The 13,299-nt window shown below is 69.2% G+C and carries 11 protein-coding genes and 1 tRNA gene; 10 read left to right on the top strand and 2 right to left on the bottom strand.

What is annotated here, in order from left to right; translation table 11 throughout:
- Positions 1-61: 61 nt before the first annotated feature.
- Positions 62-1,117 carry a UDP-N-acetylmuramate dehydrogenase gene (locus tag AB0I49_RS06200; protein WP_363225633.1) on the top strand — a complete coding sequence of 352 codons (1,056 nt, stop codon included), beginning with the start codon at positions 62-64 and terminating at the stop codon, positions 1,115-1,117.
- Positions 1,118-1,243: 126 nt separating this feature from the next.
- Here the strand turns inward: AB0I49_RS06200 and AB0I49_RS06195 are convergent, their stop codons facing one another.
- Together AB0I49_RS06195 and AB0I49_RS06190 are read right to left on the bottom strand one after the other, a co-directional pair.
- Complete coding sequence (locus tag AB0I49_RS06195; RefSeq protein ID WP_363225632.1) at positions 1,244-2,290, bottom strand: adenosine deaminase; 1,047 nt, start codon at positions 2,288-2,290, stop codon at positions 1,244-1,246.
- 137 nt (positions 2,291-2,427) lie between these two features.
- On the bottom strand, positions 2,428-3,666 hold the full coding sequence (locus AB0I49_RS06190; protein ID WP_363225631.1) for a pyridoxal phosphate-dependent aminotransferase: 1,239 nt from the start codon (positions 3,664-3,666) through the stop codon (positions 2,428-2,430).
- 250 nt (positions 3,667-3,916) lie between these two features.
- On the opposite strand from AB0I49_RS06190, the gene AB0I49_RS06185 reads away from it, so the two are divergent.
- The 9 genes from AB0I49_RS06185 to rpoB all read left to right on the top strand — a co-directional run bounded on the left by AB0I49_RS06185 (position 3,917) and on the right by rpoB (position 13,236).
- Positions 3,917-3,989: transfer RNA gene (locus AB0I49_RS06185), tRNA-Trp, on the top strand.
- Positions 3,990-4,097: 108 nt separating this feature from the next.
- Positions 4,098-4,388, top strand: coding sequence for a preprotein translocase subunit SecE (gene secE, locus AB0I49_RS06180; protein ID WP_030883158.1), 291 nt, complete (start codon positions 4,098-4,100; stop codon positions 4,386-4,388).
- An 80-nt stretch (positions 4,389-4,468) separates the two neighbouring features.
- Complete coding sequence (gene nusG, locus AB0I49_RS06175; protein ID WP_363225630.1) at positions 4,469-5,359, top strand: transcription termination/antitermination protein NusG; 891 nt, start codon at positions 4,469-4,471, stop codon at positions 5,357-5,359.
- A gap of 193 nt (positions 5,360-5,552) precedes the next feature.
- Positions 5,553-5,987: a 50S ribosomal protein L11 gene (rplK, locus tag AB0I49_RS06170; protein WP_030883153.1), complete on the top strand. Its 435-nt coding sequence runs from the start codon at positions 5,553-5,555 to the stop codon at positions 5,985-5,987.
- A gap of 76 nt (positions 5,988-6,063) precedes the next feature.
- On the top strand, positions 6,064-6,786 hold the full coding sequence (rplA, locus tag AB0I49_RS06165) for a 50S ribosomal protein L1 (RefSeq protein ID WP_363225629.1): 723 nt from the start codon (positions 6,064-6,066) through the stop codon (positions 6,784-6,786).
- 160 nt (positions 6,787-6,946) lie between these two features.
- Complete coding sequence (locus AB0I49_RS06160) at positions 6,947-7,831, top strand: hypothetical protein (RefSeq protein WP_363225628.1); 885 nt, start codon at positions 6,947-6,949, stop codon at positions 7,829-7,831.
- Positions 7,832-8,152: 321 nt separating this feature from the next.
- Positions 8,153-8,713: a 50S ribosomal protein L10 gene (gene rplJ / locus AB0I49_RS06155; RefSeq protein ID WP_363225627.1), complete on the top strand. Its 561-nt coding sequence runs from the start codon at positions 8,153-8,155 to the stop codon at positions 8,711-8,713.
- 105 nt (positions 8,714-8,818) lie between these two features.
- Entirely contained in the window at positions 8,819-9,205 is a 387-nt protein-coding gene (gene rplL, locus AB0I49_RS06150) for a 50S ribosomal protein L7/L12 (protein ID WP_363134878.1), read from the top strand.
- Positions 9,206-9,753: 548 nt separating this feature from the next.
- A complete protein-coding gene (gene rpoB, locus AB0I49_RS06145; protein WP_363225626.1) occupies positions 9,754-13,236 on the top strand; it encodes a DNA-directed RNA polymerase subunit beta in 3,483 nt (1,160 codons plus the stop codon).
- Positions 13,237-13,299 lie beyond the last annotated feature (63 nt).

Here is a 13,299-nt window from a genome sequence, read left to right as displayed (position 1 = left end):
GTCGCGGGCCCCGGCGACCACCGCCGAGGGCCCGCGGCGGCGCCCCCGTACTCTTGGGCGGGTGCAGGAACTCCATGACGCCCCCCTCGCCCCGCTGACCACCTTCCGGCTCGGCGGCCCCGCGACCCGCCTGATCACCGCCGTCACCGACGACGAGGTCGTCGCCGCCGTACGGGAGGCCGACGCCGCCGGCACCCCGCTGCTGATCATCGGCGGCGGCAGCAACCTGGTCATCTCGGACGCGGGCTTCGAGGGCACCGCCCTGCGCATCGCCACCGCCGGCCGCACGCTGGACGGCACCCGGCTGGAGCTGGCCGCGGGCGAGAACTGGTCCGACGCCGTCGCCCACGCCGTCGCGGCGGGCCTGGCCGGCATCGAGTGCCTGGCGGGCATCCCCGGCTCCGCCGGCGCGACCCCGATCCAGAACGTCGGCGCGTACGGCCAGGACGTCTCCGCCACGATCACCGAGGTCGTCGCGTACGACCGGCGGGCCGGCGAGGTCGTGACCGTACCCAACGCCGAGTGCGGCTTCGCCTACCGCCACAGCCGCTTCAAGGCGGACCCCGAGCGCTATGTGGTGCTGCGCGTGCGGTTCGAGCTGGAGGACGCGGGCGGGCTCTCCGCGCCCGTCAAGTACGCCGAGACGGCGCGCGCCCTCGGCGTCGAACCCGGCGACCGGGTCCCCGCCGCCACCGCCCGCGCGGCCGTGCTCGCCCTGCGCGCGGGCAAGGGCATGGTTCTCGACCCCGACGACCACGACACGTGGTCGGCCGGGTCCTTCTTCACCAACCCGGTCCTCACCGAGGCCGAGCACACCGCGTTCCTCGCCCGCGTCGCCGAGCGCCTCGGGCCGGACGTCGCCGCGCCGGCCTACCCGGCGGGCGAGGGCCACGTGAAGACGTCCGCCGCCTGGCTCATCGACCGGGCGGGCTTCGCCAAGGGGTACGGGGCCGGGCCCGCCCGCATCTCCACCAAGCACACGCTGGCGCTGACGAACCGGGGGGCCGCGCGGACGGAGGACCTGCTGGCGCTGGCCCGCGAGGTGCGGGACGGGGTGCGGGAGGCGTTCGGGGTGACGCTGGTGAACGAGCCGGTGACGGTGGGCGTCCGCCTCTGACCCGCCCACCGGGCCGGGCTCTGTTTCGGGGCTCCGCCCCGGACCCCGGTCCTCAAACGCCGGACGGGCTGATTCGGCCCGGCTTCCGGTGTCCTCAAGCGTCGGGCGGGCTGAATCGGCGCGGGCTTATGTGGTCGTCAGCCACTCGTCGATCTCTTTCAGGAGGTCGGTGCGGACGGGTTCCGGGGCGGCTGAGGCGCGTACGGACTGGCGGGCCAGTTCGGCGAGTTCGGGGTCGGTGAAGCCGTGGTGCTCGCGGGCGATCTCGTACTGGGCCGCCAGGCGGGCGCCGAAGAGGAGGGGGTCGTCGGCGCCGAGGGCCATGGGGACGCCCGCGTCGTACAGGGTGCGCAAGGGGACGTCCTCCTGCTTCTCGTAGACGCCGAGGGCCACGTTCGAGGCGGGGCACACCTCGCACGTCACCCCGCGGTCGGCGAGGCGGCGCAGCAGGCGGGGGTCCTCGGCGGCCCGTACGCCGTGGCCGACGCGGGCCGCGTGCAGGTCGTCCAGGCAGTCCCGGACGCTGCTGGGCCCCGACAGCTCGCCGCCGTGCGGCGCGGCCAGCAGGCCGCCGTCGCGGGCGATGGCGAAGGCGCGGTCGAAGTCGCGCGCGAGGCCGCGGCGTTCGTCGTTGGAGAGGCCGAAGCCGACCACGCCGCGGTCGGCGTAGCGCACCGCGAGCCGGGCGAGGGTACGGGCGTCCAGCGGGTGCTTCATCCGGTTGGCGGCGACCAGCACGCGGATGCCGACGCCGGTCTCCCGCGAGGCGGACTCGGCCGCGTCGAGGATGATCTCCAGGGCGGGGATGAGGCCGCCCAGCCGGGGCGCGTACGAGGTGGGGTCGACCTGGATCTCCAGCCACCGGGAGCCGTCGCGGACGTCCTCCTCGGCGGCCTCGCGCACCAGCCGGCGGATGTCGTCGGGGGAGCGCAGGCAGGAGCGCGCGATGTCGTACAGCCGCTGGAAGCGGAACCAGCCGCGCTCGTCCGTCGCCCGCAGTCTCGGCGGCTCGCCGCCGCTCAGCGCCTCGGGCAGGTGCACGCCGTACTTGTCGGCCAGTTCGAGCAGGGTCGACGGGCGCATCGACCCGGTGAAGTGCAGATGCAGATGGGCCTTCGGCAGCAGGCGCAGATCACGGCGGGCGGCTTCGCCACGGGTACGAACACTCTCCATTCAGAGATCTTGCCGCACCCGCCCGCCCTCCGGTAGGGGCTTCGCGTGAATGAGTCCCTGAACGAGCGGCGGCCCGAAAGCGGATACGGGCCCCCGGCCGGCGGCCGAGGACCCGTATCGGGCGTTGCGTACGACCGTCAGGCCGCGGCCTCCGCCAGCAGCTTCTGGATCCGCGAGACGCCCTCGACGAGGTCGTCGTCGCCGAGCGCGTACGACAGGCGCAGGTAGCCCGGCGTGCCGAACGCCTCGCCCGGCACCACCGCGACCTCCGCCTCGTCCAGGATCAGCGCCGCCAGCTCCACCGAGGTGGCCGGGCGCTTGCCGCGGATCTCCTTGCCGAGCAGCGCCTTCACCGAGGGGTAGGCGTAGAACGCGCCCTCCGGCTCCGGGCACTCGACGCCGTCGATCTCGTTGAGCATCCGCACGATGGTGCGCCGGCGGCGGTCGAACGCCTCGCGCATCGTCGCGACGGCCGCGAGGTCGCCGGAGACGGCGGCCAGCGCGGCGACCTGCGCGACGTTGGAGACGTTGGAGGTGGCGTGCGACTGGAGGTTGGTCGCGGCCTTCACCACGTCCTTCGGGCCGACGACCCAGCCCACCCGCCAGCCGGTCATCGCGTACGTCTTGGCGACGCCGTTGACCACGATGCACTTGTCCGCCAGCTCCGGGACCACCACGGGCAGCGAGGAGAACTCCGCGTCCCCGTAGACCAGGTGCTCGTAGATCTCGTCGGTGAGCACCCACAGGCCGTGCTCGGCGGCCCAGCGGCCGACCTCCTCGACCTGCGCGCGGGTGTAGACCGCGCCGGTCGGGTTCGAGGGGGAGACGAAGAGCAGCACCTTGGTGCGCTCCGTACGGGCCGCCTCCAGCTGCTCCACCGAGACGCGGTAGCCGGTCGTCTCGTCGGCGACGACCGGCACCGGGACGCCGCCCGCGAGCCGGATCGACTCCGGGTAGGTGGTCCAGTACGGGGCCGGCACGATGACCTCGTCGCCCGGGTCGAGGATGGCGGCGAACGCCTGGTAGATGGCCTGCTTGCCGCCGTTGGTCACCAGCACCTGGTCCGCGCCGACCTCGTAGCCGGAGTCGCGCAGCGTCTTCGCGGCGATCGCGGCCTTGAGCTCGGGGAGGCCGCCGGCGGGCGTGTAGCGGTGGTACTTCGGGTTGCGGCAGGCTTCCACGGCGGCCTCGACGATGTAGTCGGGCGTGGGGAAGTCCGGCTCGCCGGCGCCGAAGCCGATCACCGGACGCCCGGCGGCCTTGAGGGCCTTCGCCTTGGCGTCGACGGCGAGCGTCGCGGACTCGGAGATCGACCCGACGCGGGCCGACACCCGACGGTCGGTGGGGGACTGTGCGGGAGGAGTAGCAGCGGTCATGCATGCATCGTCCCAGACCCGCCGCAGGCCGGGCACGTGAGTTCTGTAACGTGCACGGGCCCCGTGATCATGCGGGTGGGAGCGGGTCCGGGCCCGGGACCGGGGCGCCCTCCGGCGGGCGGATCGGACGTTCCTGTTCGACGTCGGTCCCTCCAGCACGTACACTCAGGCGTCGTTGGCCCTCAGCGGCGGCACGTTCGTGCGCACTCCATGCGTCCGAGTGGATGCGGTACGTTGGGGGGAACCACAAAGGGTCGTAGCTCAATTGGTAGAGCACTGGTCTCCAAAACCAGCGGTTGGGGGTTCAAGTCCCTCCGGCCCTGCTACACGCATCTTCACCATGGTGCGTGCATGCGTACGTAGTGAATTGCACCGCCGTGCGGCTCAACCGGGCGCGGCACGGACACGACCCGGATTCAGGTGAGGACGTAGTGACGGAAGCCCTTGGCTCCACCGCGACGCCTGAGAGCGGTCGTCCCGAGGACGAGGTGGCGGCCAAGAAGGCACGCCGCGGCGGCAAGCGCGGGAAGAAGGGCCCCTTCGGCCGCCTCGCGCTCTTCTACCGCCAGATCGTCGCTGAACTCCGCAAGGTCGTCTGGCCCACTCGGAACCAGCTCTCGACGTACACCTCTGTGGTGATCGTCTTCGTTGTCATCGTCATCGGCCTGGTGACCGTGATTGACTATGGGTTCAACAACGCCGTCAAGTACGTCTTCGGCTGAGCCCGCGCGTCGGGTGACGGCACATCGAAGCGTCGCCCTTCGCCTGTTCCACCCCTTGAAGCCAGGAAGAAGCAGCCACAGTGTCTGACCCGAACCTGAACGACGCCGCCGAGCCCGCCGAGGCGGCAGCGGCCGACGTGGACGCGCCGGCTGTCGCGGACGAGGTCGGCGACGCCACCGAGCTGCAGATCGTCCAGAACGCCGACGGCGTTGACGAGCTGGACGCCGAGGAGGCCGCGGCGGGCGAGCCCGCCGAGGAGGCCGCCCTCCAGGTGGAGGACGACGCCGAGGCCGCCGCGGAGGTCGCCGAGGACGAGGCCGCCGACGCCGAGGCCGTCGCGGAGCAGGAGGATGTCGACCCGATCGAGGCGCTGCGCCAGGAGCTGCGCGTCCTGCCGGGCGAGTGGTACGTCATCCACACCTACGCGGGCTACGAGAACCGCGTGAAGACCAACCTCGAACAGCGCGCCGTCTCGCTGAACGTCGAGGACTACATCTTCCAGGCCGAGGTGCCGCAGGAAGAGGTCGTCCAGATCAAGAACGGCGACCGCCGCACCGTCCGCCAGAACAAGCTCCCCGGCTACGTGCTGGTGCGCATGGACCTGACGAACGAGTCGTGGGGCGTCGTCCGCAACACGCCCGGCGTCACGGGCTTCGTGGGCAACGCCTACGACCCGTACCCGCTGACCCTGGACGAGATCGTCAAGATGCTCGCCCCGGAGGCCGAGGAGAAGGCCGCCCGCGAGGCCGCCGAGGCCGAGGGCAAGCCCGCGCCGTCCCGCAAGGTCGAGGTCCAGGTACTGGACTTCGAGGTGGGCGACTCGGTCACCGTCACCGACGGCCCGTTCGCGACGCTCCAGGCGACCATCAACGAGATCAACGCCGACTCGAAGAAGGTCAAGGGCCTCGTCGAGATCTTCGGCCGCGAGACCCCGGTCGAGCTCAGCTTCGACCAGATCCAGAAGAACTGACGCTCTTCCTGGAACACCGGCTTCCGGACAGGTCAGATCGGCTCTCGCGGGGGATGTCCCCCGCCGATGGGAGACGGTCTGACCTGCTCGGTTTTCTGCCGCACGGCTATACCCGTTATCGTTGTGCGGTATGCCTCCATCCGGATGACCGGATTCGGGGGCGAAACACCTCTCACTAGGACCCGGAGAGAGCATGCCTCCCAAGAAGAAGAAGGTCACGGGGCTGATCAAGCTCCAGATCTCGGCCGGTGCGGCCAACCCGGCTCCGCCGGTCGGCCCCGCGCTGGGCCAGCACGGCGTCAACATCATGGAGTTCTGCAAGGCCTACAACGCCGCGACCGAGTCGCAGCGTGGCATGGTCGTGCCGGTGGAGATCACGGTCTACGAAGACCGCTCCTTCACCTTCATCACCAAGACTCCGCCGGCCGCCAAGCTGATCCTCAAGGCCGCGGGTGTGGAGAAGGGCTCCGGCGAGCCGCACAAGACCAAGGTCGCCAAGATCTCCCGCGATCAGGTCCGCGACATCGCCACCACCAAGATGCCCGACCTGAACGCCAACGACCTGGACGCCGCCGAGAAGATCATCGCCGGCACCGCCCGTTCCATGGGCATCACGGTCGAGGGCTGATCACCCCGTAGCACCCCGTGGAAGGACCACGCGCTGGTCCGTACCACGACTCCACACTCAGCACTGAGGAGAAGCAGTGAAGCGCAGCAAGACTCTCCGCGGCGCGGACGCCAAGGTCGATGCGGAGCGCCTGTACGCCCCGCTTGAGGCCGTCCGTCTCGCCAAGGACACCTCTGCGACCAAGTTCGACGCGACTGTCGAGGTCGCCATGCGTCTGGGCGTCGACCCGCGCAAGGCCGACCAGATGGTCCGCGGCACCGTGAACCTTCCGCACGGCACCGGTAAGACCGCCCGGGTCCTGGTCTTCGCGACCGGCGACCGTGCTGCGGCCGCGGAAGCCGCGGGCGCCGACATCGTCGGCTCCGACGAACTGATCGACGAGGTCGCGAAGGGCCGTCTGGACTTCGACGCCGTCGTCGCCACCCCGGACCTCATGGGCAAGGTCGGCCGCCTCGGCCGCGTGCTCGGTCCGCGTGGTCTGATGCCGAACCCGAAGACCGGCACGGTCACCCCGGACGTGGCGAAGGCAGTCACGGACATCAAGGGCGGCAAGATCGAGTTCCGCGTCGACAAGCACTCGAACCTGCACTTCATCATCGGCAAGGTGTCGTTCGACGAGGCCAAGCTGGTCGAGAACTACGCCGCGGCGCTCGAAGAGGTCACCCGCCTCAAGCCGTCCGCCGCGAAGGGCCGCTACATCAAGAAGGCGACCCTGACCACCACGATGGGCCCCGGCATCCCGCTGGACCCCAACCGCACCCGCAACCTCCTCGTCGAGGAGGACCCGGCGGCCGTCTGATCCAGACGCCCGCCGCGGGTAGCGCGATGTAGATCGCGGTACGCACGTACGAGCCGGGTCCCGCGCCTCAGCCGAGGCGCGGGACCCGGCTCGTGGCGTTGTCGGAGCCCTCCACTAGAGTCGGTGCCCGTTCTGGGAAATCGTTGAAAGAGGGGGAACGATGAGGATCACGCGAGTGGCGACGGCCGCGGTCGGTGTCGTGCTGATGGCCGGGCTCACGGCCTGCGGGGGCGGCGACGGGGACAAGGACGGCGCCAAGGGGAGCGGCAAGGCGTCCGGCGGCGGGAACGCGGCGTCGGCCCAGGGCGCGCTCGCGGCGCTCCAGAGCGTGTCGAAGAAGGCGGGCGAGCAGCACTCGGCCAAGGTCGACGGCACGATGTCGATGGGCGAGATGCACGCCTCCATGAAGGGCGACATGGACTGGTCCGACGGGATACGGGCCAACATGACCATGACCCAGAAGGGCGGCATGGCGGACGCCGCGCCGACGGCCGACAAGCCGATGCGGGCCCGGTACCTGCCCGACGCGATGTACATGAACCTGGGCGGCTCGCTCGGCCCCAAGGCGCAGGGCAAGAGCTGGGTGAAGTACAGCTATGACGCGATGGCCGCGCAGGCAGGGGCCTCCGGGACCTTCCTCAAGGACCAGCTGAAGAACAACGACCCGACCCGTTCGGTGGACCTCCTCATCGCCTCCGGCAAGGTCAAGGAGGCCGGCAAGGAGGACGTCCGCGGCAAGCAGACGACCCACTACACCGGAAAGGTCAGCGTCTCCGACATCGCGGGCCTGCAGTCCAAGTCCCTCTCCAAGAAGGACCTGGACGCGTTGCAGAAGCAGCTTCAGCAGAGCGGCATGGACACCGAGACGGTCGACCTGTGGGTCGACAGCGACCACCTCCTGGTGAAGCGGCAGGAGCGGGCCCAGGGGAAGAAGTTCTCCACGGACACCACGGTCTTCTACTCCGACTACGGCACCAAGGTCTCCGTGGCGCCCCCGGCGGCCTCGGAGACGGTCGACTTCGCGGAGCTCATGCCGAAGCGGTAGACACGGGCAACGCGCGGCGGGCGGGCTGCAAGCAGACGGGCCGGGGGCCGGCTGATTTGCCTGCGGGCCGTCCGTTCGCGTACCTTTGCGAAGAAGCCAAAGACCGCTGGTCGTCGCTGTGCCTCCGTAGGGGGTGTGGTGGCCGAAGGATTCCGCTAGCTGCGGGCGACCTGCGCAGGTGTTCAGGTCGAACTCCCGCTGTGACCGCGAGGTCCGTGCGGTCGAGTCACGCCCCGTGCGCCCGCGCCGGGGCGTTTCGTTTTGCCCAGGTCCCTTCTCGCGTCTATGCGGTCCGAATCACCCGGAAGGAGGCCGAGGCTCATGGCGAGGCCCGACAAGGCTGCCGCGGTTGCCGAGCTCGCGGATCAGTTCCGCAGCTCCAACGCCGCCGTGCTGACCGAGTACCGCGGTCTCACCGTGGCACAGCTCAAGGAGCTGCGCCGTTCGCTCGGTGAGAACGCCCAGTACGCCGTGGTGAAGAACACGCTGACCAAGATCGCGGCCAACGAGGCCGGGATCAGCTCGCTCGACGACCTGTTCAACGGTCCGACGGCGGTCGCCTTCGTCTCCGGTGACCCGGTGACGTCGGCGAAGGGTCTCCGTGACTTCGCCAAGGAGAACCCCAACCTCATCATCAAGGGCGGTGTCCTTGATGGTAAGGCGCTGTCCGCCGATGAGTTCAAGAAGCTCGCGGACCTCGAGTCCCGCGAGGTGCTGCTCGCCAAGCTGGCCGGCGGCATGAAGGCGTCCATGGCCAAGGCCGCGGCGACCTTCCAGGCCCCGCTCACGAAGTTCGTCCGTACCACGGACGCCCTTCGCAGCAAGGTCGAGCAGGGCGGTGCCGGTACGCCGGCTCCCGTCGAGGCCGAGGCCGCCGAGTAATCGAGCTCCGCGCTCGATCCACTCGCGTCCGTCACGGTCGCAGCGGGCCCGTACGCCCGCCGAAATGTACATCCGGCACCCGCCGATTAGTGGAAGGACGCCATCATGGCGAAGCTCACCCAGGAAGAGCTGCTGGCGCAGTTCGAAGACATGACCCTTCTTGAGCTCTCCGGCTTTGTGAAGCTCTTCGAGGAGAAGTTCGACGTCGAGGCTGCCGCCCCGGTCGCCGCCGTCGCCGTGGGCGGCGCCGCCGGCGGTGCCGCCGAGGCCGTCGAGGAGCAGGACGAGTTCGACGTCATCCTCACCGGCGCCGGCGAGAAGAAGATCCAGGTCATCAAGGTCGTGCGTGAGCTGACCTCGCTGGGTCTGAAGGAGGCCAAGGACCTCGTCGACGGCACCCCGAAGCCGGTCCTGGAGAAGGTCGCGAAGGAGGCCGCCGAGAAGGCTGCCGAGTCCCTCAAGGCCGCCGGCGCCTCCGTCGAGGTCAAGTGACCCGCGGAGTCCGCTGACTCCTGAGCTGTTTCTCAAGGGCGATCACCCATGTGGGTGGTCGCCCTTGGGCGTTGCCGCCCTGGCTGCGTTGCCTGCGCGGTCAGGACGAGTATGGTGATCTTCGTTGCCCCGCAATGCGGCCTCGTGACGATCGCAACGGGGTGGGGGGCCTTGACGAACGGCACACAGCGCGCAATTCTCAGGACGCGTCGTCACATCGGTCCTAGGTCCGAGGCATGGAACGAGGGCGAAGCGGGAAGTCTTGCGGCAGGCGTTGAAGAACGCACAGCAGAACAACGAGGGGGAGACCCCTCCCGGAGGGAGAGGGTGGCGCTGCCGGTCTCCGGAAACCCGGGCTGGACATCAGTGTGGCTAGTGGCTACACTGACCCTTTGCGCTGCCTGTTAGCTGCTCCCTGCCCGTCACCAGGGGCATGCCCACTGTCGAGCATTGCTGATTGAACATCCCTGACCTGGGATTTCTCTCGGTGTGCAGAAAGTGGGACCGGTACGCGCGTAGTGAGTCCGAGCCCTCGGAAGGACCCCCTCTTGGCCGCCTCGCGCAACGCCTCGACTGCCAATACGAACAACGGCGCCAGCACCGCCCCGCTGCGCATCTCATTTGCGAAGATCAAAGAGCCCCTTGAGGTTCCGAACCTCCTTGCGCTGCAGACCGAGAGCTTCGATTGGCTGCTCGGCAACGCCGCATGGAAGGGTCGTGTCGAGGCTGCGCTGGACAGTGGTCAGGACGTCCCCACGAAGTCCGGTCTGGAGGAGATCTTCGAGGAGATCTCCCCGATCGAGGACTTCTCCGGGTCGATGTCCCTGACCTTCCGCGATCACCGCTTCGAGCCTCCCAAGAACTCCATCGACGAGTGCAAGGACCGCGACTTCACGTACGCGGCCCCGCTCTTCGTCACCGCCGAGTTCACCAACAACGAGACCGGCGAGATCAAGTCCCAGACGGTCTTCATGGGCGACTTCCCGCTCATGACCAACAAGGGCACCTTCTGCATCAACGGCACCGAGCGTGTCGTCGTCTCGCAGCTCGTCCGCTCGCCGGGCGTCTACTTCGACTCCTCCATCGACAAGACGTCCGACAAGGACATCTTCTCGGCCAAGGTCATCCCGTCCCGCGGCGCCTGGCTGGAGCTGGAGATCGACAAGCGCGACATGGTCGGTGTCCGCATCGACCGCAAGCGCAAGCAGTCCGTCACCGTTCTCCTGAAGGCTCTCGGCTGGACGACCGAGCAGATCCTGGAGGAGTTCGGCGAGTACGAGTCCATGCGCGCCACCCTGGAGAAGGACCACACCCAGGGCCAGGACGACGCGCTGCTCGACATCTACCGCAAGCTGCGTCCGGGCGAGCCGCCGACGCGCGAGGCCGCGCAGACGCTGCTGGAGAACCTCTACTTCAACCCGAAGCGCTACGACCTCGCGAAGGTCGGCCGCTACAAGGTGAACAAGAAGCTCGGCGCGGACCAGCCGCTGGACGCCGGCGTGCTCACCACCGACGACGTCATCGCGACCATCAAGTACCTGGTCAAGCTGCACGCCGGCGAGGTCGAGACGGTCGGTGAGAACGGCACCTCGATCGTCGTCGAGACCGACGACATCGACCACTTCGGCAACCGCCGCCTGCGCAACGTCGGCGAGCTCATCCAGAACCAGGTCCGCACGGGTCTGGCCCGTATGGAGCGCGTCGTCCGCGAGCGGATGACCACCCAGGACGTCGAGGCGATCACGCCGCAGACCCTGATCAACATCCGGCCGGTCGTCGCCTCCATCAAGGAGTTCTTCGGCACCAGCCAGCTGTCCCAGTTCATGGACCAGACCAACCCGCTGTCGGGCCTGACCCACAAGCGCCGCCTGTCGGCGCTGGGCCCCGGTGGTCTGAGCCGTGAGCGGGCGGGCTTCGAGGTCCGTGACGTGCACCCCTCGCACTACGGCCGCATGTGCCCGATCGAGACGCCGGAAGGCCCGAACATCGGCCTGATCGGCTCCCTCGCCTCGTACGGCCGGGTCAACGCGTTCGGCTTCGTCGAGACCCCGTACCGCAAGGTCACCGACGGCATCGTCACCGACCAGGTGGACTTCCTCACCGCCGACGAGGAGGACCGCTTCGTCATCGCGCAGGCGAACGCCCCGCTGACGAACGAGAACACCTACGCCGAGGACCGCGTCCTCGTCCGCCGCCGCGGCGGCGAGATCGACTACGTCCCCGGCGCGGACATCGACTACATGGACGTCTCGCCGCGCCAGATGGTGTCGGTCGCGACCGCCATGATCCCCTTCCTGGAGCACGACGACGCCAACCGCGCGCTCATGGGATCGAACATGATGCGCCAGGCCGTGCCGCTCATCAAGGCGGAGGCCCCGCTGGTCGGCACCGGCATGGAGTACCGCTGCGCGGTCGACGCCGGCGACGTCATCAAGGCCGAGAAGGACGGTGTGGTCCAGGAGGTCTCCGCGGACTACGTCACCGTCGCCAACGACGACGGCACGTACAACACGTACCGGGTCGCGAAGTTCTCCCGCTCGAACCAGGGCACGTCCTTCAACCAGAAGGTCGTCGTGGACGAGGGCGCCCGCGTGATCACCGGTCAGGTGCTCGCCGACGGCCCGTCCACGGACGAGGGCGAGATGGCGCTCGGCAAGAACCTCCTCGTGGCGTTCATGCCGTGGGAGGGCCACAACTACGAGGACGCGATCATCCTGTCGCAGCGCCTCGTGCAGGACGACGTCCTCTCCTCGATCCACATCGAGGAGCACGAGGTCGACGCCCGTGACACCAAGCTCGGCCCGGAGGAGATCACCCGGGACATCCCGAACGTCTCCGAGGAGGTCCTCGCCGACCTCGACGAGCGCGGCATCATCCGCATCGGCGCCGAGGTCGTGGCCGGCGACATCCTGGTCGGCAAGGTCACGCCCAAGGGCGAGACCGAGCTGACCCCGGAGGAGCGCCTGCTCCGCGCGATCTTCGGCGAGAAGGCGCGCGAGGTGCGCGACACCTCGCTGAAGGTGCCGCACGGCGAGATCGGCAAGGTCATCGGCGTCCGCGTCTTCGACCGCGAGGAGGGCGACGAGCTGCCGCCCGGCGTGAACCAGCTGGTCCGCGTCTACGTCGCGCAGAAGCGCAAGATCACCGACGGTGACAAGCTCGCCGGCCGCCACGGCAACAAGGGCGTCATCTCCAAGATCCTGCCGGTCGAGGACATGCCGTTCCTGGAGGACGGCACCCCGGTCGACATCATCCTCAACCCCCTCGGCGTGCCGTCCCGAATGAACCCGGGACAGGTCCTCGAAATCCACCTGGGCTGGCTCGCCAGCCGGGGCTGGAAGGTCGAGGGCAGCGAGGAGTGGATGCAGCGCCTCCAGTCCATCGGCGCCGACGACGTCGCGCCGGGCACCAACGTCGCGACCCCGGTCTTCGACGGCGCCCGCGAGGACGAGATCGCCGGTCTCTTCGAGTCCACGATCCCCAACCGCGACGGCGAGCGCATGGTGCTCCCGTCCGGCAAGGCCCGGATGTTCGACGGCCGCTCCGGCGAGCCGTTCCCGGACCCGATCTCGGTCGGGTACATGTACATCCTCAAGCTGCACCACCTGGTCGACGACAAGCTGCACGCCCGGTCGACCGGCCCGTACTCGATGATCACCCAGCAGCCGCTGGGTGGTAAGGCCCAGTTCGGTGGCCAGCGCTTCGGCGAGATGGAGGTGTGGGCGCTGGAGGCGTACGGCGCCGCGTACGCCCTCCAGGAGCTGCTGACCATCAAGTCCGACGACGTGACCGGCCGCGTGAAGGTCTACGAGGCCATCGTCAAGGGCGAGAACATCCCTGAGCCCGGCATCCCCGAGTCCTTCAAGGTGCTCATCAAGGAGATGCAGTCCCTCTGCCTCAACGTGGAGGTGCTGTCCTCGGACGGCATGTCCATCGAGATGCGCGACACCGACGAGGACGTCTTCCGCGCGGCGGAGGAGCTCGGCATCGACCTGTCCCGGCGCGAGCCGAGCAGCGTCGAAGAGGTCTGACGGGTCTGGCCGGGGCTCCACTCCAGGAGCCCCGGCCGTCCCAGGACCCCCAGACCACGATGA

Origin of the sequence: Streptomyces sp. NPDC050617 (assembly GCF_040654795.1) — a bacterium.
Taxonomy (GTDB): Bacteria; Actinomycetota; Actinomycetes; order Streptomycetales; family Streptomycetaceae; genus Streptomyces.
The sequence above is the reverse complement of the archived record's forward strand: the minus strand, read 5'-3'. Positions and strand labels throughout refer to the sequence as shown.

Bases quoted from the DNA above. Each gene is read 5' to 3' on its own strand.
- AB0I49_RS06195 (WP_363225632.1), bottom strand. From the start codon at position 2,290: ATGGAGAGTGTTCGTACCCGTGGCGAAGCCGCCCGCCGTGATCTGCGC.
- AB0I49_RS06190 (WP_363225631.1), bottom strand. From the start codon at position 3,666: ATGACCGCTGCTACTCCTCCCGCACAGTCCCCCACCGACCGTCGGGTG.
- rplK (WP_030883153.1), top strand. From the start codon at position 5,553: ATGCCTCCCAAGAAGAAGAAGGTCACGGGGCTGATCAAGCTCCAGATC.
- AB0I49_RS06160 (WP_363225628.1), top strand. From the start codon at position 6,947: ATGAGGATCACGCGAGTGGCGACGGCCGCGGTCGGTGTCGTGCTGATG.
- rplJ (WP_363225627.1), top strand. From the start codon at position 8,153: ATGGCGAGGCCCGACAAGGCTGCCGCGGTTGCCGAGCTCGCGGATCAG.
- rplL (WP_363134878.1), top strand. From the start codon at position 8,819: ATGGCGAAGCTCACCCAGGAAGAGCTGCTGGCGCAGTTCGAAGACATG.